This is a genomic window from Coprococcus eutactus (assembly GCF_025149915.1).
Lineage (GTDB): Bacteria > Bacillota > Clostridia > Lachnospirales > Lachnospiraceae > Coprococcus > Coprococcus eutactus.
This window is the reverse complement of record NZ_CP102278.1, coordinates 1,016,258-1,041,652: the sequence shown is the minus strand read 5'-3', so window position 1 is coordinate 1,041,652 and position 25,395 is coordinate 1,016,258. Positions and strand designations below refer to the sequence as shown.

Sequence of the window (25,395 nt, the reverse complement as noted above, 5' to 3'; positions counted from 1 at the left end):
AAGACAGCTTACACATATTTAACCAAGCCTTTATTATTTATTCCTAATAATTTTATAATTCGTGCATATAATGCACTTTAAAGGATTGTATATTCAGAATATTTATGTTGTTTAGTAATTATTTTTCTAGTAAAATGGAAACTAGCCAAGGGCAATGCGAGTTTTATCGCATATCAGGATTTCCTACACAAGGGAGGTGTTCTATATGAATTGGGAGATTGTAACCTGGCTTATAATATTTGCCGTATGTCTCATTGTTGAGATCATATCGCTCGGACTCACAACTATCTGGGCCTGCGGTGGCGCACTGGTTGCCATGATCATCGCGTTTTTCGGCGGTTCATTACCGCTACAGATTGTTGTATTTCTTGTTGTAACAACCATTCTCTTTTTCACAACGAGGCCTATTGCCAAGAAACATCTTGACAACAAACTGGTAAAAACCAACGTAGAGAGTCTCATCGGCAAACACGTGATCGTATCCGATGATATAGACAATCTCAAGTCAAAAGGTCAGGTTATGATTAATGGGGTTGAATGGACAGCAAGATCCAAAAGCAACAATATCATACCAACAGGTACCGAAGTTGTAATCTGCGAGATATCCGGCGTAAAAGCTATTGTTGAGCAGGCAGACCGGTAACGGAGAGCAAAAAAGGCCAGCATGTCTTTGATGTACATTATTTTATTACTTATTCACACACTATTTTAATTATTAAGGAGATTAATATGGACGGAATTGGAACAGCACTAATTATTATTTTATGTCTGATCGTAATCGTTGTTATCTGCAGTACGATCAAGATCGTGCCACAGGCACATGCCTATGTAATTGAGAGACTTGGAACATATCAGGCAACATGGTCTGTTGGACTTCACATGAAGATGCCTGTCATTGACAAGGTTGCAAAAAAGGTTACTCTCAAAGAGCAGGTTGTTGACTTTGCACCACAGCCGGTTATCACCAAGGATAACGTTACAATGAGAATCGATACTGTCGTATTCTTTCAGATCACAGATCCAAAGCTTTTCAGCTACGGAGTTGAGAATCCTATCATGGCCATTGAGAACCTGACAGCCACAACTCTTCGTAACATCATCGGTGATCTTGAACTTGACCAGACACTTACATCAAGAGAGACAATAAACACCAAGATGAGAGCTACGCTTGACGAGGCTACTGATCCTTGGGGAATCAAGGTCAACAGAGTAGAGCTCAAGAACATCATCCCTCCTGCAGCTATTCAGGATGCAATGGAGAAGCAGATGAAGGCAGAGCGTGAGAGACGTGAGCAGATCCTTCGTGCCGAAGGTGAGAAGAAGTCAGCCATCCTCATCGCAGAAGGTAACAAGCAGTCAGTTATCCTCGAAGCTGAGGCCGAGAAGGCATCCCAGATCCTTCGTGCTGAAGCTAAGAAGGAAGCAACTATCAAGGAAGCTGAAGGTCAGGCACAGGCTATACTCGCTGTACAGCAGGCAAATGCAGATGGTATCAGAGCTCTTAATGAATCAATGCCATCAAATCAGGTTATCACACTCAAGAGCCTCGAAGCATTCGCAAAGGCTGCAGACGGCAAGGCTACCAAGATCATCATTCCATCCGAGATCCAGGGAATCGCAGGTCTCACCTCTTCTATCGTAGAGGTTGCCAAGAGCACTGAAGCAGCTGCTATATCAAAGCAGTAAGCAAAGAGATTAATCACAAAAGGCATACATGACAGTACATTTCACTGTACCGTCCATGTATGCCTTTTCTTATAACTTCATCTGTATATCATTCAGGATATTATAAATAATCCTTCATCTATATAGCATCATATATAATATTATTGCTCCGGAACCGGCAGTCTTCCGCTCTCATGCTGCAGTTCATCCCACACTGATCCAAATTCATATGTAACATCTATAATCTTATCCTGTCCCTTCGGAATACCGTACACAATATATTGATACACCACAGACATTGGAGTAAGGGCGTCATCTGTATATTCGCCATAAGAAATCGTTCTCTTTATTGGATCCGTATCGCTGCCCGTATCTATAACCACAATGTCAAAGCTTCCTATTCTCGCGCCGTGATTTAACAGTATATCGCTCACCAGATAATAGTCATAACTGTCATAATCAAAGTCTACTCCACTCAGATAACTTATCTCATCAGTGGTAATTTCCGCCCCACCGGGAAGAGTATATTTCTTATCATTCTCAATTTTCTGTCCATACTCTCCATCGTATAGTTTGTATAACTTTCCTTTAGGAGTGTCAAGCTTACTCACATCATACCAAACCGACGCATCAGCCTTCTCACCTACCACATATATATTATTTATAGGACTAGACTTACCTTCAAATAAATCAGGATCATCATTCTGACAATATACAACCATATACCCGTAATCGCCTGACCTGACCATAAAGTACATATGCCCATGATCAGCATCCACTACTTCTGATATGTCATTGGCATCTGCATATCCATCATATGACACCAAAATGTCTATGTTCTCCTGACTCATAGGTTCCAACATCATACAGGATTTTGATCTGAGATATACATCAAAATAATCCCCTCCGTCTGACATATCCTCTGCATCTGAATCCCCATCATCCGGAGCATCCATCTCATATTCCATGTCATATACTACATATCCTTCGGGAATATCGGCATCTTCCAGATCTATAGGCTTCACTGAATCGATCGTCAACCACGCCGCATTTCCATCAGGATCCACATTCACCATCTTGTCTCCAAATGCATATCCTTTGACTGGGATACTATCAACATAATAATTCCCATCGCCACTGTATATTTCATCATCTGTATCCTCATATTCGTCTTCTGATTCTTCATCAAACCCAAGACTTTTGTCATGATCTGACGTGAGCGCCGAATAAACGGTCCCCAAACTTATTATCAGGAAAAATACAATGATAATTATCATGCAGACTTTTTCCATTCTCTTTTCATTATCGAGTACGTCTTTTTCTTTCTTCTTGAACCACTCGCTGTGCACGTTTCCATACTGTTTATTCTTGTCTTCAGTATATGATGTCTGATCCTGATTGTAATCACCGGCATCTGCCGAGGCTGCTCCGCTTTCAAACTGCCCATCTATGTTTTTCTCCACATACCATGAACCGCATCTCGGACACATATGTCCTGTCTTTTCAGGATCGAATTTTTTACCGCAGCTTTTGCATATAACCTTCACTCATTCACCTCATCAGTCATTCTTACTTACGTTGTTGTACTGGAAGAAGTCGATCCTGTGATCTTTGAAGTAATACTTTGCATCTCGCTCATTTACCTCACGAAGAACCTTACACGGGTTTCCGACAGCAACCACATTCGATGGAATATCCGTTGCAACCATACTTCCAGCTCCTATGACGGTGTTATCACCTATAGTTACCCCCGGAAGTATCGTAACTCCTGCACCTATCCAGCAGTTCTTGCCTATTGTTATAGGTGCATTGTACTGATATCCCTGTTTTCTGAGATCTGCGTCTATCGGATGTCCCGCCGTAGCCAGTGTGACATTCGGACCAAACATTGTATAGTCTCCAACATATATGTGCGTGTCATCCACCATTGTCAGGTTGAAGTTGGCATATATGTTATTTCCAAAATGCACAAACTTTCCGCCCCAGTTTGCATGAAGTGGTGGCTCTATATAGCAGTTGTCTCCTATCTCCTCAAACATCTCCTTAAGCATCTGCTGCCTCTTGACCATCTCCGTTGGTCTGGTCATATTGAAATCATACAATCTGTCCAGGCACTTTATCTGCTCTCTGGCGATGTCCTCGTCACCCGGAAGATAAAGCTCACATGTGTGCATCTTTTCCATCTCTGATTTACTCATTATAAAAACCTCCTGTATTTTATTTTTGTCTTGGCAACCCCGACACGATGCAAATCCTTTCGTCTTCGCCATTGTGCATCATCGTCTCAGGATCACACAGGCTATATGAATAACAACAGGCACCACCAATCCGCGCAAATGCACACAATGATGATGCCTGTTATCTCGTCGTATATACATTATCTGAAAATATACATAATCTGCAAATGTACATACATGGCGCACTCGGCACCATATATAATATATAAATTAGTTGTACTTGTAGTAGTTGATGAGACAGCCGTCTGTGATGATCTGTCTCTCATCATCTGTGAGTTCTCCAAGTCTAAGCTCTATCTCAGCAAAATTCTTGTTCACAACATAAGCCTTGATAACCTCTGTCTTGTTCTTCACTGCATCCTTGACGCCAGGAATGAATACATAGTCGTCATTGTCAAAATCAAAGTCCTTGTCTATGACAAATGGAAGCATACCCCAGTTGATAAGGTTTGATCTGTATCTCTTGGTAGCATACTCCTTTGCAATGTTTGCCCATCCGCCGAGTACCTTCTGGCATGATGCAGCCTGCTCACGAGCTGAACCGTCACCTGGCTTAACAGCATATATGGTACTTCCAACTCCTGTATTGCTACCGCATACATCCTCGAACTTCTCCTTGATAGCATGCATAACTTCCTTGACCTCTGGGAATGCCTTACCCATGCACTCTCCAGCCTCACGAACCTTCTCAACCGCCTGAATAGCCTTTGCTCTTCCAACGTACTCAGGATCCTTTCTCGACAATGTGAACTCTGCAAGACCAAGAGGATTTGATCTGTATGATGAAGTCTCTCCTGATGGGATAAGCTCATCAGTTGTAGTTACAGGATCATGTATAACTGATGCTACTTTCAGGAGAAGGTTGTCTGTAAGTGGAACCATCTCAGGCCAGTCCTTGATGTTTGGACCAAACTTGATCTCAACTGATGGATCAGCTTTGCCGACACCGTTGTAAACTCTTCTGTCGTATATAGCTTTGTCGAAGAAATACTTTGGATGTGTGTACTCTATATCTGCAAGGTCTGTTGCTGATGTCAGGTATCCCTTGTTGGCTGCTGTTGCTGCGATCGAACGAGCATCCATAAGTGCAACAGATGATATCTGACCATTCTGTATCTTTGATCCCTCTCTGTTAGGGAAGTTTCTTGTTGAATGTCTGATGGAGAATGCGTTGTTGGCAGGTGTGTCACCGGCACCAAAGCAAGGTCCACAGAACGCAGTCTTAACGATAGAGCCTGTCTCGATAAGATCTGCCAGGACTCCGTTCTTTGCGAGCTGCATATATATAGGCGTACTTGCAGGATATACTGAAAGTGTGAACTCATCAGCTCCTATGCTCTTGCCTCTGAGTATATCGGCAGCATCGCAGATATTCTCATATCCACCACCGGCACATCCGGCGATGATTCCCTGCTCTACATACAACTTGCCATCTCTCACCTTATCCTTAAGTGTGAAATCTACCTTGCCATCAAGGCTTACAAGTGCACGCTTCTCAACATCATCGAGAATATCCATGAGGTTGGCATTCAGATCATCGATGGTATATGTGTTGCTTGGATGGAATGGCATAGCTATCATCGGCTTAACTGTTGACAGGTCAACATATACAACTCCGTCATAGTAAGCAACATCTCCAGGATTCATCTCCTTGTATGCCTCACTTCTGCCGTGGATATCATACCAATCCTTTATCTTGTCATCTGTCTTCCATATGGATGACAGACAGGTCGTCTCTGTTGTCATTACATCGATACCGATACGGAAATCTGCTGAAAGCTTATCAACTCCAGGGCCGACAAACTCCATAACCTTATTCTTGACATATCCGCATCCAAATGTTGCTCCGATGATGGCAAGCGCCACATCCTGAGGACCTACTCCCTTCTGTACCTCTCCATCAAGATAGATCGCGATAACGCCCGGCTTTGCAACATCGTATGTCTTGCACAGGAGCTGCTTTGCAAGCTCACCGCCGCCCTCTCCTATAGCCATGGTACCAAGAGCGCCGTAACGTGTATGAGAATCTGATCCAAGGATCATTGCTCCACATTCAGCAAGCATCTCACGGGCAAACTGATGTATAACAGCCTGATGAGGTGGTACATACACACCACCAAATTTCTTCGCACAGGAAAGACCAAACATATGATCATCCTCATTGATGGTACCGCCTACTGCACACAGTGAATTGTGGCAGTTTGTAAGTACATATGGTATAGGAAATTCCTTGAGTCCTGACGCTCTGGCTGTCTGGATGATTCCAACAAATGTTATATCGTGGGAAGTCATCTTATCAAACTTTATCTTGAGATTGTCCATGTTGTCTGATGTGTTGTGCTTCTCCAATATTCCATAGGCAAGTGTGTTCTTGGATGCCTCTTCCTTTGATGGAACGCTGCCGATCTTTGATGCAAGGACTGCACCAGCCTCAGCATTATCCTCAACCAGCTCTGTGCCATGCAAAAGATAAGCACCATTGTCAAATAATTTAATCATACTCTTCCTCCTGGTAATAGCTTTTTGTCTTTTTAGTTGGGATTACTGTCCTTCATGTATACAAAACCCCATGCTTCTTTACATGATACCATATTCCATTGATTTTTTAAACAGGATTATGTGTCAGTAACGCATATGATGGTACTTAGAGGTATGATTGGCCGCTTTTTCTATTGCCAGAACAAAAAAGAAGCTGCCACAGATGTCTGTAATCTGCAGCAGCTTCTTACGATAGATAAATGGCTATACCATATCAAGTAGCTTGAACAGCCATCTGAAATGGTAGTGTGCGTCAGATCACATATGCTGTACAACAGCCCTTTTTACAGGAACCACTGCACACCGCATACATCTTCTGACACTTTATAATCAATCTCCCCTCAGAGTCAATTATCCTGTGCTTACAATATTATCCGATTTGTATACATTTTCCAATAGGTCAGGCAAAAATCGACACGAATGACGTGTCTATCGACGTGAACAGCAAATATTTTTGTGCATAAAATACATATACTTATTTTCTACCTATTGTATAATACCAATATTGTATGTTAAAATACTATAGTTAACTAAAGAAAAAAACATATTTATTATATAAATTTTTATATTTCAGTTACAACAGAGGAACCTTACAATGAACACTGATATGAACACTGATATGAACAACGATATGAACCAACAATCACCGATTTCAATGAATATACTTATTGTTGAAGATGACGCTATACAGCGCAGCGGCCTGAATCATATAATCGCCGAACACTATCCAGCGTTTTCTGTATTCACCGCATCGTGCTTCAATGAAGCCACAGCCATCATCGACTCCTCTAAATTTGACCTTTTTATGCTTGATATCAACCTTGGAGATGGCAAAAGTGGACTTGACGTGTGTTCCTATCTCAGGCGCAAACCTGAGCACAAAGACACTCCTGTCGTATTTATAACGGACGTAACTAACCCAAGTCTTGATGTAATAAACAAATATCACTGCCGATACTATTTTTCAAAACCGTACAACAGTGATGAAGTCGTGTCGGCCATAAACAATGTAATGCACGGTTCAGAATCCGTTCCGACTAAATTACAGCTCAAAGATATACAGGGAATCTTGTTCCATGTGATTCCTCAGGATATTATCTTTGTTAGATCCGAGGGACACCACAAACACATTTTCACAGTAAACGGTGACTTTATTGTAACAAATTCTACATTTGACACGTTGATGGAAAAGCCTGATATTCCTCTTGTCAGATGCCATAGGAGTTACTATTTTACTCCCAGCTTCATACACAGCTACGATAGAGCAAACTGTCTTTTGATGCTGTCTGGAGTTCAGGGCTCCATACCGATCGGCAGAAAATATAAAACAGAAACAGAAAAATATTTGGAGAACAGATAATGGCTGCATATTTTGATTTTCTTTCCAAGATACTGTTTGATACCTTTGTATTTTTAGTATTCTTGATGGCGATATATAATGTAAAATTTTCCCAGATAGCAAAGAGACTTCCACCTTTGCTTCTGCTGACTTTACCAGTCTCTCTGATTGCCACAGTTACAGACTCCTTGTTAATATTCACACTGATATCATACATCTACTGCTTTGTATTCTACTCCCTGGTCTTCCGTTATCCGCCAATGAAGATCATAACGGGCTATGCACTGGCGCTTATAATCATGACAGTGCTGAACCTTATACAGATGGTTGTCATCATGCAATTCACAGACAACCCTTTCACCAATACATCAACATATGTAACTGAAAGTATGGCTCTTGTGATAGCTATTTTGCTGTACAAATTCGGACACATGAATAAGCTGTATGAAACCCTCATCATAAAAAACCAGGTTTTCAGGAATATAATACTCGCTGTATTTGCCTTCATGGTCTCCATTGTTTTATACCAGCGTATATCACCTAAAGATTTCATGAATGTGTTTATGTCTTTCCTGTTTACAACCATACTTATCCTCATTCTGTACGCTGGAATGTACAAGAACTACTTAAGTCTCAGGGAGTCCCAGAAGCAGCTGCAGTCATATGAACAGTATCTTCCTATTATAGAGGAGCTTATTGATCAGGTTAGAATGAGACAGCACGATTACAGCAACGAGCTTCAGGCAATAAGTATGCTGCCAATCAGCTACACCGATTATGAATCACTCTCTGCCGCTCTGGCAAAGGAACTTGATACTTCATGCAGCGATCATGTTATAAAAAATTCCTACCTTCTGAAGATCAACATGAAACTGATCGCCGGATTTCTGTTCAGCAAGATGAACCTTGCCCAGGAACGAGATATAGATCTCAATATAAATGTCAAGAATTCAACTCTCACATCAAAGGCTGCTGAGTTCGAACTCCTAGATACGATGAGTATTCTGGTAGACAATGCATTTGATGCCACCGAGGATGGAGGACATATAGAAATAGTGATCGACTCAGATGGAACGAAGACATCCATTGAGACTCTCAATGCAGGGCCTACACTCACCGCCACCATGCGAAGGGATTTCTTCACCAAAGGCTACTCGACAAAGCCGCTGAGGGATGGCAGATATTCAAGGGGGATAGGTCTTTATAAGTTAAAACAACTCACTAAAAAATATGACGGTGAGATCCTTCTCGACAATCAGACAGTAGACGGACAGACTTGTATTCATTTTCTGGTCAGATTGTAAATATCGCTTTTATGAACATTTTAGACAGCTATGGGTTGATCCCATAGCTGTCTTTTTTGTTGGCGATGATCTCTTTCATATATACACATGCAGTATTTTTATCACTTTCTTCCCTGTTGTTTATGATTTTATGTTGCACAGCCCGTCAATATCTAACATTTTCAGGTGTATCCCCCATTATTCGTTAATTTTTTCTGTATTCACCTACACATCCTTAATTTTATTCTTTACTTATTATATATAAATGGTATAATCAAAAGGATTATTTTTCCTATTAAATGGAACTTAATGAGAAATTTTTGACAGGAGATGTAAAAGTGAAAGATACTATCGAAATCAGATGGCACGGACGTGGTGGTCAGGGTGCCAAGACTGCTGCCCTGCTCCTCGCAGATGTGGCATTCAAAACAGGTAAATATGTTCAGGGATTCCCTGAGTATGGTCCAGAGAGAATGGGCGCACCTATCACTGCTTACAACAGGATCAGCAGTGAACCTATCAGAGTACATTCCAACATTTACGAGCCACAGTATGTGGTTGTTGTAGACGAATCTCTGATCGAACCTGTACATGTGACTGCAGGTCTCGCCGAGGATGGCGCCATCATTATAAATACACCTAAGACTCCGGACGAGGTCCGTCCACTGCTCAAGGGTTACAAGGGCAGGGTATACACACTTGATGCCAAGGAGATCTCTCTGAAGACTCTCGGCAAGAATTTCCCTAACTCTCCTATGCTTGCAGCCATCGTTGCTGTCAGTGGAATCATGGAGGAGGGACCTTTCCTCGAAGATATGAGACAGTCATATCAGCACAAATTTGCCAAGAAACCAGAGGTTATCGAAGGCAACATGGAAGCATTAAAGCTCGCCTTCAGGGAGGTAATGAAGTAATGAGAACAGATATAAGCAAGATACATGACAATAGCAAATGGACAGAGCTCACACCTGGAAACCACGTATACGGCGGTGGCACATCCAAGGCATTTAACACAGGTGAGTGGAGGACTTCAACCCCTGTCCTAGACGAGAGCAAATGCGTACACTGTCTTCTGTGCGCACCTGTCTGTCCGGATTCATGCATTCCGGTCGTATCAGGCAAGCGTCTCGCATTTGACCTGGAGCACTGCAAGGGCTGCGGTATATGCGCATACCAGTGCAAATTCGGAGCAATCACTATGAAGGAGGGCAAATAAATGGCTATAAGAGAACGTCTTTCAGGAAATGAGGCTGTGGCACATGCTATAAAGCAGATCAATCCGGATGTTATGCCTGCATTTCCTATAACACCTTCAACTGAGATACCTCAGTTCGTTTCAACATTTATCTCCAATGGAGAGATCGATACAGAATTTATACCGGTAGAGAGTGAGCACAGTGCCATGAGTGCAGCGATCGGCGCAGAGGCTGCCGGCTGCCGTACACTCACAGCCACATCATCATGTGGTATGGCTCTCATGTGGGAGGAGCTCTACGTGGCAGCGTCCAATCGTCTTCCACTTGCCCTCGCACTTGTAAACAGAGCACTCTCCGGTCCTATCAACATCAACTGTGACCACTCAGACAGTATGGGCGCACGTGATACAGGCTGGCTTCAGATATACGCAGAGAACAACCAGGAGGCATATGACAACTTTGTTCAGGCATACAGAATATCTGAGCACAAGGATGTCAGACTTCCTATCATGATATGTCAGGATGGTTTCATCACAAGCCATGCCGTTGAAAACATCACCCTCATCGAGGATGATCTCGTAAAGAAGTTTGTAGGTGAATACACCCCTGAGCAGTATCTGTTAAATCCTGAGATGCCTATGGCTGTCGGTCCTTACGCCACATCTCCTTACTATATGGAGACTAAGATGGCTCAGAACACTGCCATGAAGAATGCAAAGCAGGTTATTCTTGACGTTGCAAAGGAATTCGAGGAGATGACAGGCCGTCACTACGGATTCTTTGAGGAGTACAGACTTGACGACGCTGACTACGCCATCGTTATGATCGGTTCTGCTGCCGGAACAACAAAGGAAGCTATAGATGAACTGAGAAACGAAGGCAAGAAGGTCGGGCTTCTTAAGATTAGAGTGTTCAGACCATTCCCTGGTGAGGAGATTGCAAAGGCTCTCGCCCACACCAAGGCTGTGGCAATCCTTGACAGATCGGAAGGATTCAGAGCAGGCGGCGGACCTCTCTCAGCAGAGGTTAAGGAGCACCTGTATGACATTCAGGCAACCACAAGGGCTGTCAGCTACATCTACGGTCTCGGCGGTCGTGACTACACTGTGGAGAGCGCAAAAGGCGTATTTGCACAGCTTGAGGACATGATCGAGAACGATGCTGAGATCCCTCAGTATCAGTACATAGGACTTAGACAGTAGGAGGTAAGATGAAATGGCATATAATTTTAAAGAAGTAATGAACAAGCCTGAGCGTCTTGCTCCAGGTCATAGAATGTGTGCAGGCTGCGGTGGTACTATCACTGTCAGAACTGTACTCCGCGCCCTTCACGAGGGCGACAAGGCGGTCATCGGTAACGCCACAGGATGTCTTGAGGTTTCAACCTTCATGTATCCTTACACAGCATACGAGGACAGCTACATACACAATGCATTTGAGAACGCAGGCGCTACCCTCTCCGGTGTTGAGACAGCGTACAACGTTCTGAAGAAAAAAGGCAAGATAGATGACACATACAAATTCATCACATTTGGCGGTGATGGCGGAACTTATGACATCGGACTTCAGTCACTGTCAGGTGCCATGGAACGTGGACATGACATGGTATATGTGTGCTATGACAACGGAGCATACATGAACACCGGTATCCAGCGTTCATCAGCTACTCCTATGTATGCTGACACAACAACCACACCAGTAGGCTCACAGTCAAATGGTAAGATGCAGAACAGAAAGGATCTCGCCCAGGTCATGGCTGCACACGACATCCCATATGTTGGACAGTCTACTCTTCTCGGCAACATGCGTGACCTCTACGAGAAGGCTGAGAAGGCTATCTACACACCTGGCGCAGCTTTCCTCAACGTCATGTCTCCATGTCCTAGAGGATGGAGATACCCTACAGAGAAGATCATGGACATCTGCAAGCTGGCAGTCGAGACATGTTACTGGCCTCTGTTCGAGGTTATCGAGGGCAAATGGATCCTCTCCTACTCTCCTAAGAAGAAGCTTCCTATCGAGGACTTCCTGAGAACGCAGGGCAGGTTCAAGCACCTGTTCAAGCCTGAGAACGAGCACCTCCTCGTTCAGTATCAGCAGGAGGTTGACCGTCGTTGGGAGGATCTGCTGTATAGATGTTCTAAGAATTAAGTTGTATGACGGACGAAAGAAAGCCCACCCGGGGTATATAATCGATCACGTTTGTCTTCCTTCGTTTCAGCTTGTTTCTATCTGCATGCGGCTACGCACGCGATAAGGGCGTTGCGCGCTTCGCCTTAGCAAGAAGCGCTGAAACTCAGTCGACTGCACTACCGATCGCTATATATACCCCGGGGGGCTTTCTTTCTGTTCTTGTTTTAATATAAAATAATTCTTTATACAACTAATTCTCTTACTTTTATTTGTCTGCAAATTCTTAGTGTACCTAATCTTTTTCTTTAATTATTGACCATCGTCAATTTGCTTATCTGAATGGCACTTCGTATAAGTCTTCGATGGTGTATGTGCTGCCCTCGCATTTTGATGTTTTTTGAAACAGCAGACTCTCTACCTGATCTACGTCCAATATTCGGTCTGTCGAAAATAGAATCTGATATGTTCCATTTTTTAATAAACTGCCGGTTCCGGCATCTGTAATATGCGTGAGGATAGTTCCATCTTTTAATTTTACGCCTGAAAGAACTGCATATAACTCGTCATTCTTTATATGTTTTGCATTACTTATGTCAATTACCGCTCTAATTGAAATTGGGGAAATTTCGCATTCTGTGACTACCGCTCCTGTATTTTCAAGAACTGTATGGACCTTTCGGATCACGGATGTACTGTCTCCGCTAAGCGTCCATTCAAATTTCCATGTTCCTCCGTTCTCAGTCTGTATTCCCAGGCTATCATCATACACTCCCAGATTTCCCAGTTCTATCGATATCTTTTTGCCACCTAGAAATCCTTTTGTTCCTTCTGAATCCAAAAGAATGTGATACTCCATACTGCCATCTTCAAGCTCATAGTTCTGTATCAGTTCGCCATCTCTTGTTGCTACCTTACCGGTTTCATTAAGAACCTTCTCCGCATAAAAGCTGCTAAAGCTCCCTATTGCTTTTCCATTTAAGGTACAGGTATGTATGCCAAATCCGGGAGTCTGTCCATCCTCTATGGCAAAGCCTTCAACCTTAAGCGCCACATAGGCAAAGTAATTATCCACTATGGTCTGTGCCACGGATATCGTTACTCCATCTTGTGTAACTGCATTTACATCGGAGTCTTCCCCCGGAAAACTCGCCAGTCCGGACTGTTCATATTTTTCTGTGTCTCCCGATGATATCTGGTATTTGTCTCTTATTCCATCGCTCCATCTGTGATATAATGCGCTGGCGCCAACGCCTACCGTACCCAGTGAGATAACACACACTATGATTATTACCGCAGCTTTACTATATACTGATATGTGCAGCCTTTTCCCTGATTTTACTTTCATCTCTTTATGTATATTATTCATATCCACTCCTTTCAAATCCACAATCATCTCCTTTGTTGCTTCCTTGAAGAAATCCTTTTCGTTCATAATCGCACCTCCATTCCTGACACGCCCTTTGATATCATATCCAATTTATGCATCATCTCAATGAATCCCTTATTAATTTTCTTGTCCGGAATAACCTGTTCTTCACGGTCTGTGGTTTCATGTGCAGCAGTCCGGATATCTCTGTTACAGAAAGTTCCATTGAGTAATACAGATAAAAAATCTTCTGTACACAGTCTGGCTGCCGTTTCAATATCTCTTTAACATCATGTAGCATTTCCTCCCTGTAAAAATCATCCTCCACACTGCTCTCCTCTTCATAAACGCTTTGTTCATTCAGTTCAGATTCAGCCGATATATCTATCGATGTCCGGTTTGCTATTCTGTCCCAGAATGAATAATATGATGAAAGTTTCTTTTTGCAAAGCGAGATCAGAAATGGTTCCTCATCCCTGACATAAGCTATCCCTTTCTTCTGTAATATTCTAAAATACTCCATATACACTTCCTGCAGTACATCGTTTACATCATCGAAACTTTTACATCTTGAAATCAGGAACAGTGTCACACTGCGTTTGGTTTTTTCATAGATTTCTTCAAAATGCTCTTTTACATTGCTGCTATGCTGACCGGTCAAATCTCTTACCTCCTTTCACTAAAGTAGTGGGATTACTGTCAAAAACGGTTTCATAATATATTATTTTTTTGCACAAATAAGGGCTATCCAGTCTTCATTGAATAGCCCCATAACTTTATCACAGATAATATATATTATATTATAGTCTTTCACTTTTTAAAAACAATCTCGACTATAAAGTTCCCATCTTGGATAGTTATCTCTCCTGTAAGGTCTGACAACCCCATTATCTTTCTGACTATCGAAAGTCCAAGTCCATTTCCAGTGTGTCCTGTTCTCGCTGTGTTTCCTTTCTTTAACGGTTCCCAGAGTTCTGACGGCTCACAGTCTATAGCACAAGCCATTTTATTTGAAAATACGATCTGGTCATCGTCTATCTCAATGCTCGCATGGCTGTCATCAGCGGCATATTTTGCCATATTCATCACAAGATTATCAATAAGCAGCTCAATAAGTCGTAAATCCGCCTGAATGACTGCATGTCCTTTTACCTCACACTCTATATTTCTGTTTTCAAAATCCACCATATATCTGTCTGTCACCTGACTTACTAACTTATCCAATTCCACGTTTTCTTTTTTTATAGTCATGGTGTTTTCAAGTCTCATATACGACAGCATTCCTGTTATCATCTCATTTATATATGCTACATTGTCCAAAATGGAATCTGTGTAATGTCTGGACTCGGAATCCTTTGCTATCTGCTGCAGATTTTCCGCATATCCCGATATAGCTGTGACCGGACCTCTGACATCATGAGCAATGGCTGCTATCAGGTTTCTGCGGCTCTCGTCAGCTATTATCTCTTTTTTCTTTTTTCTGTATGATATCATAAGTACTACCACACAGCAGATAAAAAACATTGGAGATACATACATAAGAATTTTTAGCAACTTCATATCCGGATCTGTAAACGGATTCTCATACATTGCTGATACAACGTAATAATCATTTTCTCCTACTGTCAGCGTTCTCCCTCTGTAGAAGTAGCCTCTCCACAAGATACTTTCTTCGTGATCGGTGGCATTATTCATACCCTCCCGTTCAAATACGCTGTCAAGATACTCTCTGGAACACTCATACTGTTTGTCAATATTCGCATAGTCTACATCGTCATATCCCATCGCAACATAGTCACGGTATACCTCCTCAGCAGATCTTACATCCTCATATATATATTCATCTGACTTCACTTTCACAGCGGTTATTCCTTCATCCGTGGATGCCCATTCGTAGGTTATTCCATTTTCCACAAATGTATCACCAGGCTTTATATCTTCCTCCCGGTCTGTCAATGAGCTATCCTGTGCCACCTCTGATTCTGGCACATTTTCCGTCATTTCACCATCAGCTCCAGACATATCATCCGCCTGCTCTTCATCTTCAAAATCTGTTTCATCCTCAAACTTTGCATCATAGCCCGACAGCTCCACACCATTGTCGTATCTGTACACCTTCGATACAAAACCCGGTGTATTACATTTGGCAAGTATATCTTCTATGTCTTCACGTATTTGCTGATCACCCTCACCACTTTTTATCAATCGGTACATTCCATTACACACAGAACTCACATTGCTGTCAAATTCTGACCTCTGATTATAATTTACTATAATCAATAATCCTAGTGCTGCTATGGTCATCAGCATAACCATAACTACAGCAACCAGAAGACCCTGCCAAAGTTTTCGCCTCACTATACGCTTAAGCTCACGTCTTACTGCCGATGTATATTTCTTATTGTTATTCTTTTTATCAGTCATATCGTTTTTCTCCCTTTTTACATTCTAATCCAGGCTTTCTAATACAGACATTTTTATCATCATTTCTTGCCTGATATAAATTATATTTCTTTCACCTGATACCCCTTGCCTATCACAGTCTTTATCTGCTTTCCTGCACTGCCTATACCTGCCCGGAGCTTTCTTACATGATTATCCACGCATCTGTCGCTTCCTTCATAATCATAACCCCAGATATCAACGAGCAGTCTTTCTCTTGTGATAACCTTTCCCTTATTCTCAAGAAGTATCTTCAGAATAGCAAACTCCTTTGGTGCAAGATCGACCTCCACGCCATTTACCTTCGTCATATATCTTGACGGATTCATACTTATCGCTCCACATACCAGCTCTCCATTGCTGTCAGTCCCCTTGGATCTCTTGATAAGCGCCTTGCACTTGGCATACAGAGTTGCAAGTGAAAATGGTTTCACTATGTAGTCATCACAGCCCAGATCATAGCCCAGCATAATATCCCGTTCGGAATCTCTAGCCGTCAGAAATAATATTGGAACCATACTGTTCCTGCGCATCTCACGACACACCGCAAAGCCATCCATCCCTGGCAGCATGATATCAAGCAGCACAAGATCAAATGTCTCCATCATGAAACTGTCCAATCCGTCATCGCCATTATACGCCACCTCGACATACATCTGACCTCCACTCTCTCTGACAAAGTAGTCATGTATGACCTCACTTATGTGTATATCATCCTCCACCAACAATATCTTGTTCAGAGCGAACATTTCCATTTTTGAAGTCTCCGAATTTTTTTCTGCATATGCGGCATTTATTGACGCCTCTATGTCATTTCTCTCCACATCATCACCTCCTTGACCTGCATATTAACAAACCGATATGACTTTCATATGTCCATTATAACAATTTACTACAAATATGTGCTATAGTGATATACATACATTACATGGAGGTAGAAAACCATTTGAATTGGACCGAAGGACTTATTAACGCAATTGATTATATTGAGACTCACCTTATTGACGGTGAAGTATTAGACCAAAATACAATAGCCAGGCAGGCTTACTCTTCTCCCGACAACTTCAGAAAAGTATTTCATCTAATCACAGGATATACTATAGGGGAATATATCAGAAACCGCCGGCTTTCCCTGGCTGGAGAAGAACTCATTTCATCCAACCGCACGGTGACTGACATTGCACTTGAATATGGATATGACACACCCGAAAGTTTCACGAAGGCTTTCACACGCTTTCATGGAAACTCTCCATCTTATGTTCGAAATAACAAGTCAGGCCTCCATAATTTCACCCGGATTGTATTAAGGGTCACAGCAGATGGGGGATCTATGCTCAACTACAGAATCGTTAAGATCAACAACATGTGTATTGCTGGTTATTCCAGGGTTTTCACAAGCCTCGATACCGCGAAAAATAATGTTCTGATTCCAAAGTTTACAAGAGAATGCTGCAGTCAAAGCTGGGATAAACTAATGGAAATTAAATCCAATAACGAAAAACCAAATAACTGCTTATTCGGTTACAGATCAAATGATTTTATAAATATTGATAAGTTCAATAATGAAATTTCATGCTTTAATTACACATTTGGACGAATGATCACAAAACAAGAAATTTCCGGATTAAATATATCCGATTATTCGATAACAAGCATTCCTGACGGCGAATGGATCTGTTTTGACTGTTCAGATACTACTCCTGCCGGGCAGCAGTCACTTTGGTATAAAATTTACACAGAATTTCTACCATTTTCTCATTATAACATAGTACCTGACGTAACCTTAGAGTGTAGCAATGTATCATTAGAAAAGGAACAAAATTACCTTCTCCTACAAATCCGTCCCGACAAAGTTTAACCATTGCTGACAGGTCATAATGCAACTCCTGTGATATTGTTTTTATAGTATTTCTCATTTATATGATAATTACTAAATACAAACAAAGGAGGCCTTTATGAAAAAGGAATTAACAATTTTGACCACATTCAGCATAGCCATTATATTAGTTGTCACCGGGTGTCAGCACTCGTCAGCATCTAAGAATGACTCTACTGTCACCCAATCGGTCACCAGCTATTCTTCATCCGAAGATACGACAATCGCAGAAGCAACAACGAACGAAACCTCTGTCAAAGAAACCACAACTGAGGAGATTACAACAGAAGCGCCAACTCCAACAGGTTTACTTCCAGAGGAACGTGCCAGCATAACCATGGGAAAACTCTCTCCCGAACACATGTATTATAACGAGGTGACAACTCTTGATCCCGCCTGTGCAGACTATATCAATGAATTATCCATTTATGATGCTGAGATAGATGACACTTTTGTTGTCCATATATCTCTTCCACCTGATTATGACGAAGCAAGCACATATCCAATGGTTGTTATGACCGATGGAGTCTGGAGACTCAGTGATCACCCTGAACTCAGACCTCTTATGACATCTGGTCAGATACAGGATGTTATACTTGTCAGCATAGGATATCCAAACACTTACAATTATGATGTCATCAGGAAAAGAGATCTTCAGACTAACCCTGATTCATTCCTGCATTTTATTGTAGATAACCTGATTCCTTATCTGGAAGAAATATACTCTGTAACCCCTGAAAATATGACTCTCACAGGACATTCCCTTGGCGGATACTGGGCTTACTACGCTCTGTTTCATAATGACACTATAGGCAAAAATACATTTACAAATTATTATATTGGCAGCCCTTCCATGTGGGCAAATACTGGCGGCAAATTTATGTCTACGTATGAAGAAGAATATTACAACAGAACACAGACTCTGAATGCTAATGTCTATGTAACCGTAGGTGCAGATGAAGATAAAAATTTCATTTTTTCTATTGAAAATTTTTACAATGATTTACAAGAGAGAAACTATTCTGGCTTAAACCTAACCTACGAAAAAATAGAAGGCTATGACCATAACACAGTCTTTAAGCCTTCTATCAAAAATACTCTTCTTATGTTTTATAAAAAAGATTCCGAATAACTATCTGTAGAACCACCAGCACCCATATCTAGGCATGACTGCTCCAAGCTCACGGAGTGTCTTGCCTGATATGAGATCTGTATATATGTCAGCCTGCTCCTCAGGCATAGTCCAGATGAGCTGATCCATATTGCTGAAGTTGAAGAATGCCCTCAGCTCATGTCCTGCATATTCCCTCACTATACCAAGAACACTTGCACATCCTGTCTCTATGGTGTAGACATTTGCATTACATGAAAATACATCATGTGATGCCCTGATATCCTCCATGTGGCGCAGTGCGTCAAATATCTTCATAGCAACAGGATCCTTTTTCTCAACCTTGTCCCACGGGAAGTTTCCCCTGTGTAGGTATCTGCTATCCGCCCATTTGTCCGGATCATTCTTATACGTATAATCGTTGGTCTGACCTATCTCATCACCGCTGTACAGAACCGGGATTCCACTCTGTGCCAGCAGGTATCCGTGAAGCATGAGATCACAGGCAATAGCCTGGTCGATCTTGTCTGCATTTGCCTCGTACTGTCCAGCCTCAAGTCCTGACAGGGACGCTGTCGTTCCACACAGACGGGCATCTCCGAGTCTAGGATCATCGTTATAGAGCTCGCCTCTGGAATCACTGTTATATCCCTTTCCTGTGAAGTAATCATTCAGGAACTTCTTGTGTGCCACCTCATCTATACCGAACTGTGCCAGCCAGTCATAGTCCAGTCCCCATCCGATATCATCGTGGCATCTGAGGTAATTCAGGAACACATAATCCTTTGGAAGTGCACACACCTGATCCATCTGGCGCTTTAAAAGTCCCACATCCTTTGTGGCTATTGTGTTCCATGTAGACGCCATCGTGGTTACGTTGTAGAGCATATGGCACTCAGGCTTGTCAACTGTTCCAAAGTATGGAACTACCTTGGAAGGCTCCATAACGACCTCTCCGAGAAGGAGAACTCCAGGACATACTATCTCGCTGATTATCCTCATCATGCGCACAAGAGTATGAACCTGTGGCAGGTTACGGCAGTTTGTGCCTATCTGCTTCCATATATATGGAACTGCGTCAAGTCTTATGACGTCTATACCTCTATTTGCCATGTACAGCATGTTGCCTACCATGTCATTGAATACCATAGGATTTGCATAGTTCAGATCCCACTGGTATGGGTAAAATGTGGTCATGACCACCTGATTGCAGTCATTTATCCATGTGAAGTTACCAGGCGCCGTAGTTGGGAATACCTCAGGCACGGTCTCCTCGTAAATATTTGGAACAAACCAGTCATCATAGAAGAAATATCTGGATCTTGCGACAGGATCCCCATTTCTCGCTGCCCTTGCCCACTCATGATCCTCGCTTGTATGGTTCATCACAAAGTCCAGACAGCAGCTTATACCCTGTCTGTGACACTCTGCAGTGAGGTCCTCCAGATCCTCCATGGTTCCAAGCTCAGGCTTTACCTTCCTGAAATCCGCAACAGCATATCCGCCGTCATCCCTGCCCTTAGGGCTTTCCAGCAGTGGCATAAAATGAAGATAATTCACACCACATGACTTCACATATGGAAGCTTTTCTTTTACACCCTTCAGCGTTCCCGCGAATGCATTTGTGTACATCATCATACCCAGCAGATCATTCTGCTTATACCAGTCCGGATTCTTGACACGGCTTCTGTCCAGCTTCTTGAGATCAGCATTTCTCTCCTGATAATAACCATACAGAGAATCACACAGCCAGTCAAATGCCTCCATGTTATTATTGTACAGCTCACAATATAGCCACTTGAGCTCATCGTATCTCTCCTCAAATCTCTTAATATATTCTGCAGTTTTTTTCACTATTTTTGAAGCCGCCATTTATCTTTCTCCTTTTCCATATCTATCTTCACGGAGACGGAGGTACCTGTCCCCTTTTATGTTAACTTACGATTCTGTCAGCTATCAATGTTTCCACTTCGGATCTTTCCGGCATTACCTTGAGTGCGCCCTTGCGTGTTGTGATGATCGATGCTGCTGCATTTGCAAATGTGAGCATCTCCGTGAGTTTATCCTCGTCAAGATCATCAAGTCCATTGTCCAGTATGTAGTTCAGTACACAGGCGCAGAATGTATCACCGGCACCTGTAGTCTCTATGGTGTTCTCCTGTATGAATGGTTTCGCCTCTGCCATCACATCACCATAATATGCACGGCTGCCGTCCCTTCCCATCGAGAGAAGTATCAGAGGTATATTATATGTGTTCTGAAGGAGCTTTATGCCCTCATCGAAATCCTCTCTGCCTGTGAACCACTGTATCTCATTGTCCGATATCTTGAGTACATCGCACTGCTTCATGCCCCACTCTATCTGCTCATGAGCCTCATCCAGAGTCTTCCAGAGCGGTTCCCTAAGATTAGGATCAAATGTGATGATACATCCAGCCTCTTTCGCTGCTGCCACAGCCTTCTGCGTTGCAGCACGTGAAACCTCATATGTCAGAGACAGCGATCCAAAATGGAACAATCTGGTATCCTTTATAATACTCTCGTCCACCTCATCCGCGCTCAACATGATATCTGCCCCCGGATTTCTATAAAATGAGAAATCCCTGTCGCCATCCTCATATGTATGCACAAATGCAAGTGTGGTATGTACTTCACTGTCATACTTCAGATTGTCTGTATTGATTCCAGCGTCAGCAACCACTCCAGCCAGCATCTTTCCAAGAAAGTCGCCCCCAACTTTTCCCATAAATGCAGTCTTCTTTCCAAGTTTTTGCAGCATCGCCAGAACATTGCATGGCGCCCCACCAGGATTCGCCTCCATCATCATATTGCCCTGCCCACTGAGTCCATTCTGCGTAAAATCTATGAGCAGCTCTCCGAGTGCAACCACATCAAATCTCTTCATGATTCACATCCCCCTTATAATAAAAATATATATGTACCTGTTTATTTAACTGTATATCATCAGCAGTGCGTCCATGAAACATGTTTCACTGTGTATTTGTATTCTACAATTTATCATCGCTAGACGTCAAGATGATTTTTAAATATCTGTTATTTTTATTATATCAGACATGCGATTTTAGCATATGGTGATATCTATAATATTCTTGTATTTATGTAACACGAAGCCTTGTATATATTCACCACAGTTTCCTGCAATAGTATACTCAAGTTCATTGCTCACAAAAAAAACATCCCCAGATCATCTATAATCACAACCTGAGGATGTTCTCCTAAATCCGCATATATTCTCTTTCATATATCACTGTTTTGACAGATACCGCATTGTATTACAGTTTTGTCACATTGGCAGCCTGTGGACCTTTTTCTCCGTCCACGACCTCATACTCTACTGTGTCCCCCTCTTCAAGAGCTTTGAATCCTTCCATATTCAGTGCTGAGAAATGAACAAAAACATCTGTGCCGTCCTCATCACATATAAAGCCGTAGCCCTTCTTTGCATTGAACCATTTTACTTTTCCTGTCTTCATAATACTGTTTCCTCCTTAAAAACTACATGGATTCTTCAAAGCGTGCCACTCTCGCCCGCTTTTTATATACAAAAAGGGACACAGAACGATATTGTTCTGTGCCCCTTTGCACTTACACTGACATTATATGACCTGTTCATATATATTGCAAGTTTATTTTTTTCGTGACTTTATATCTTTCCTGATGTCATTAGCAACAACCGTCACTGACTTTTCCATATCAGCTATATCATCCTTAAACCTTTTTGATATCTCAGATGCATCTTTCTTCAGCTCAGCGTTCTTCTTCTCTGCATCTTTCTTCAGCTCTGATACCTCTTTCTCCGCGTCATTCTTTATCTGTTCTGCCTTCTTCTGTGCAGCTGCAGCCTTTTTCTTTGCAGCGTCCACACGCTTCTTTGCAGCAACCTTAGCCTTAGCCTCCTTCTTTTCAAGCTCAGGTGTCATGTCTGTGTAATCATACTCAAACACAACGGTGGAAAGCGGCGGAACTGTGATATCTATGCTGTATGGTGTTCTCGCATTCTTCTTGTCCATCGCCTTTACGGCTTTGATGTTCAGTCTGCCCTTACCGCCAAACTGTACATCATCTGAGTTCAGTATCTCCTTGTATGTGGTATAACAAGGAACCGGTATGCTGTAATCATCTCTCTCAACTGGTGTAAAGTTACATACGAACAGCAACTGTTTCTTCGGTGTTGAACCGCGCCTTACAAATGAGAGTATACTCATATCCGGATGGTCACAGTCTGTCCACTCAAATCCCATCGGATCAGTGTCATTTGCATACATCGCATCATTTGTATTATACAGTTTGTTGAGCGCCTTGACGTATCTCTCCATTCCCTGGTTAAGCGGATTGTCAAGAACAAACCAATCAAGACTTCTAGCCTCACTCCACTCCCTTGGCTGAGCAAATTCCTGTCCCATAAAGAGCAGTTTTTTGCCTGGATGTCCATACATAAATCCATAGGCCGTTCTGAGATTTGCAAACTTGTTCTCCTCGCTGCCCGGCATCTTTTCTATCATTGAACGCTTGAGATGAACGACCTCGTCATGGGATATGACAAGGACATAGTTCTCAGCATACGCATATGACAGACTGAATGTAAGCATATTCTGATTGTTCTGCCTGAAATAAGGATCCATCTGCATATACTCAAGGAAATCATTCATCCAACCCATGTTCCACTTGAACAGGAATCCGAGTCCGTCCATGGATGCCGGTGCCGTTACCCCTGCCCATGCTGTTGACTCCTCTGCTATGAGATATGCACCAGGATTTCTCTCCTCCATGATGCGGTTTATATTCTGCATGAGTGCGATAGCCTCAAGGTTTTCATTACCGCCGTGTTCATTTGGCAGCCACTGTCCGTCCTGCTTGCCATAATCGAGATACAGCATGGATGCTACAGCATCCACACGGAGTCCGTCTATGTGGAACTTCTCAACCCAGAACAGCGCATTTGCCGTGAGGAAATTGGCAACCTCATTCCTACCATAGTCAAATATATATGTACCCCAGTCAGGGTGCTCTCCTCGTCTTGGATCTGGATGCTCATAGAGAGGCATTCCATCGAATCTTCCAAGACCATGCGCATCTCTAGGGAAGTGTGCGGGTACCCAGTCAAGAATGACACTGATTCCCTTGCTGTGCATATAGTCAACAAAATACATAAAGTCCACCGCAGCTCCGTATCTACTGGTCGGTGCGTAATAATTGGTGACCTGATATCCCCATGAGCCATCAAATGGATATTCTGATATACCCATAAGCTCAATATGGGTGTAGCCCATCTCCTTCACATAATCTGCCACCATCGGTGCAAGTTCTCTATATGAATAGAAACCTGCATCATCGTCCTCAACCTTCTTGCGCCATGAGCCTAGATGCATCTCGTATATCGCCATCGGCATGCGCATTCTGTCAGTACGGCTGACTTTGTCTCTCTCTTTCATCCAGGATGAGTCCTTCCATTTGTAACTGCTTATATCAGCAACGACAGACGCGTTCTCCGGCCTCATCTGACACTGATTACCATACGGGTCAGCCTTGTATAATATCTCTCCGTACCTGGTCATGATCTGGTATTTGTATACCGCCCCTGGTTCAATGCCAGGAAGGAACAGCTCGTATATTCCCTCATTTGCCGTGATCTGCATAGGGTTTACATTTCCATCCCAGAGGTTGAAATCTCCGACCACACTGACACGTCTTGCGTGTGGTGCCCACACTGCAAAATATGTACCGCTGACACCATCTATCGTCATAGGATGCGCGCCCAGCTTCTCATATATATTGTAATGTCTGCCCTCCGCAAAAAGATATGTGTCAAAGTCTGTTATGAGTGATTCAAATGAATATGGATCTGCACTGTTCACAACCGTGCCATCCTCATATGTAGTTACAACATTGTACTTGTTACCATCATACTCCTTCTTCTCAAAGTATATCGCATACAGACCTTCGTTGGTCATGCGCTCCATATTGTGAACTTTCTTGCCGGTTCTGGATGTAACCTCTACTCTGATAGCCCCCGGCTTGTACACCACGATTATCTGGCCTTCTCCGTAATCGTGAATACCAAGCAAATGCTTTGGTGCATTGATCTTACTGGCTATAAGCTCATCATAGAGCACCCAGTTTATCCACTCCTCAATTCTTTTTCTCATACCTACCTCCATATTTTCCGGTCATATGCAGACTCTCCAATC

22 protein-coding genes are annotated in these 25,395 nt (G+C 42.6%); 11 read left to right on the top strand and 11 right to left on the bottom strand.

From position 1 onward, the window contains the following. The first annotated feature begins 205 nt into the window (after positions 1 to 205). Complete coding sequence (locus NQ536_RS04460; RefSeq protein ID WP_004848723.1) at positions 206 to 643, top strand: NfeD family protein; 438 nt, start codon at positions 206 to 208, stop codon at positions 641 to 643. Positions 644 to 729: 86 nt separating this feature from the next. Next, positions 730 to 1,686, top strand: coding sequence for an SPFH domain-containing protein (locus NQ536_RS04455; RefSeq protein ID WP_004848721.1), 957 nt, complete (start codon positions 730 to 732; stop codon positions 1,684 to 1,686). A gap of 140 nt (positions 1,687 to 1,826) precedes the next feature. Here NQ536_RS04455 and NQ536_RS04450 read toward each other — a convergent pair whose 3' ends face one another. The 3 genes from NQ536_RS04450 to NQ536_RS04440 form a co-directional block, all read right to left on the bottom strand. Further along, the gene (locus tag NQ536_RS04450; RefSeq protein ID WP_044997666.1) at positions 1,827 to 3,212 is read right to left on the bottom strand and encodes a hypothetical protein; all 1,386 of its coding nucleotides are present in this window, start codon (positions 3,210 to 3,212) and stop codon (positions 1,827 to 1,829) included. A gap of 12 nt (positions 3,213 to 3,224) precedes the next feature. Next, on the bottom strand, positions 3,225 to 3,863 hold the full coding sequence (locus NQ536_RS04445) for a sugar O-acetyltransferase (protein ID WP_022058892.1): 639 nt from the start codon (positions 3,861 to 3,863) through the stop codon (positions 3,225 to 3,227). A 249-nt stretch (positions 3,864 to 4,112) separates the two neighbouring features. Then, positions 4,113 to 6,401 (bottom strand): hydratase, encoded by a 2,289-nt coding sequence (locus NQ536_RS04440; protein ID WP_004848713.1) that lies wholly within the window; start codon positions 6,399 to 6,401, stop codon positions 4,113 to 4,115. 135 nt (positions 6,402 to 6,536) lie between these two features. Here NQ536_RS04440 and NQ536_RS04435 point away from each other — a divergent pair, with 135 nt between their 5' ends. The 7 genes from NQ536_RS04435 to NQ536_RS04405 all read left to right on the top strand — a co-directional run bounded on the left by NQ536_RS04435 (position 6,537) and on the right by NQ536_RS04405 (position 12,409). Next, positions 6,537 to 6,662, top strand: a complete 126-nt coding sequence (locus NQ536_RS04435) for a hypothetical protein (RefSeq protein ID WP_004848710.1) — start codon at positions 6,537 to 6,539, stop codon at positions 6,660 to 6,662. Positions 6,663 to 7,035: 373 nt separating this feature from the next. Beyond that, positions 7,036 to 7,800, top strand: a complete 765-nt coding sequence (locus NQ536_RS04430) for a LytR/AlgR family response regulator transcription factor (protein WP_004848708.1) — start codon at positions 7,036 to 7,038, stop codon at positions 7,798 to 7,800. Further along, positions 7,800 to 9,083, top strand: coding sequence for a sensor histidine kinase (locus NQ536_RS04425; protein ID WP_004848707.1), 1,284 nt, complete (start codon positions 7,800 to 7,802; stop codon positions 9,081 to 9,083). The genes NQ536_RS04430 and NQ536_RS04425 overlap by 1 nt, the downstream gene beginning before the upstream one ends. A 317-nt stretch (positions 9,084 to 9,400) precedes the next feature. Then, positions 9,401 to 9,976 carry a 2-oxoacid:acceptor oxidoreductase family protein gene (locus NQ536_RS04420; protein WP_044997663.1) on the top strand — a complete coding sequence of 192 codons (576 nt, stop codon included), beginning with the start codon at positions 9,401 to 9,403 and terminating at the stop codon, positions 9,974 to 9,976. Further along, the gene (locus NQ536_RS04415; protein WP_004848700.1) at positions 9,976 to 10,278 is read left to right on the top strand and encodes a 4Fe-4S binding protein; all 303 of its coding nucleotides are present in this window, start codon (positions 9,976 to 9,978) and stop codon (positions 10,276 to 10,278) included. The genes NQ536_RS04420 and NQ536_RS04415 overlap by 1 nt, the downstream gene beginning before the upstream one ends. Then, positions 10,279 to 11,460 carry a transketolase C-terminal domain-containing protein gene (locus NQ536_RS04410; protein ID WP_004848699.1) on the top strand — a complete coding sequence of 394 codons (1,182 nt, stop codon included), beginning with the start codon at positions 10,279 to 10,281 and terminating at the stop codon, positions 11,458 to 11,460. Positions 11,461 to 11,473: 13 nt separating this feature from the next. Further along, the gene (locus NQ536_RS04405) at positions 11,474 to 12,409 is read left to right on the top strand and encodes a thiamine pyrophosphate-dependent enzyme (protein WP_004848697.1); all 936 of its coding nucleotides are present in this window, start codon (positions 11,474 to 11,476) and stop codon (positions 12,407 to 12,409) included. Positions 12,410 to 12,722: 313 nt separating this feature from the next. Here the strand turns inward: NQ536_RS04405 and NQ536_RS04400 are convergent, their stop codons facing one another. The 4 genes from NQ536_RS04400 to NQ536_RS04385 all read right to left on the bottom strand — a co-directional run bounded on the left by NQ536_RS04400 (position 12,723) and on the right by NQ536_RS04385 (position 17,023). Continuing rightward, positions 12,723 to 13,823: a DUF4179 domain-containing protein gene (locus tag NQ536_RS04400; RefSeq protein ID WP_004848695.1), complete on the bottom strand. Its 1,101-nt coding sequence runs from the start codon at positions 13,821 to 13,823 to the stop codon at positions 12,723 to 12,725. Positions 13,824 to 13,875: 52 nt separating this feature from the next. Further along, on the bottom strand, positions 13,876 to 14,418 hold the full coding sequence (locus NQ536_RS04395) for an RNA polymerase sigma factor (protein ID WP_004848692.1): 543 nt from the start codon (positions 14,416 to 14,418) through the stop codon (positions 13,876 to 13,878). Between the two features lie 149 nt (positions 14,419 to 14,567). Next, a complete protein-coding gene (locus NQ536_RS04390; protein WP_004848691.1) occupies positions 14,568 to 16,181 on the bottom strand; it encodes a sensor histidine kinase in 1,614 nt (537 codons plus the stop codon). A gap of 80 nt (positions 16,182 to 16,261) precedes the next feature. After that, positions 16,262 to 17,023, bottom strand: coding sequence for a response regulator transcription factor (locus tag NQ536_RS04385; protein ID WP_004848689.1), 762 nt, complete (start codon positions 17,021 to 17,023; stop codon positions 16,262 to 16,264). A gap of 104 nt (positions 17,024 to 17,127) precedes the next feature. Between NQ536_RS04385 and NQ536_RS04380 the strand changes: the two genes are divergently transcribed. Next, positions 17,128 to 18,057: an AraC family transcriptional regulator gene (locus NQ536_RS04380; protein ID WP_004848687.1), complete on the top strand. Its 930-nt coding sequence runs from the start codon at positions 17,128 to 17,130 to the stop codon at positions 18,055 to 18,057. 97 nt (positions 18,058 to 18,154) lie between these two features. Next, positions 18,155 to 19,207 (top strand): alpha/beta hydrolase, encoded by a 1,053-nt coding sequence (locus NQ536_RS04375; RefSeq protein WP_004848686.1) that lies wholly within the window; start codon positions 18,155 to 18,157, stop codon positions 19,205 to 19,207. On the opposite strand, the gene NQ536_RS04370 is transcribed toward NQ536_RS04375, so the two are convergent. The 4 genes from NQ536_RS04370 to glgB form a co-directional block, all read right to left on the bottom strand. Further along, a complete protein-coding gene (locus NQ536_RS04370) occupies positions 19,208 to 21,058 on the bottom strand; it encodes an alpha-amylase family protein (protein WP_004848683.1) in 1,851 nt (616 codons plus the stop codon). It lies immediately after the preceding gene. A gap of 61 nt (positions 21,059 to 21,119) precedes the next feature. Next, entirely contained in the window at positions 21,120 to 22,091 is a 972-nt protein-coding gene (locus NQ536_RS04365; RefSeq protein ID WP_004848681.1) for a PfkB family carbohydrate kinase, read from the bottom strand. Between the two features lie 388 nt (positions 22,092 to 22,479). Next, a complete protein-coding gene (locus tag NQ536_RS04360; protein ID WP_004848678.1) occupies positions 22,480 to 22,680 on the bottom strand; it encodes a cold-shock protein in 201 nt (66 codons plus the stop codon). Between the two features lie 153 nt (positions 22,681 to 22,833). Continuing rightward, on the bottom strand, positions 22,834 to 25,353 hold the full coding sequence (gene glgB / locus NQ536_RS04355; RefSeq protein WP_044997661.1) for a 1,4-alpha-glucan branching protein GlgB: 2,520 nt from the start codon (positions 25,351 to 25,353) through the stop codon (positions 22,834 to 22,836). Positions 25,354 to 25,395: the final 42 nt, after the last annotated feature.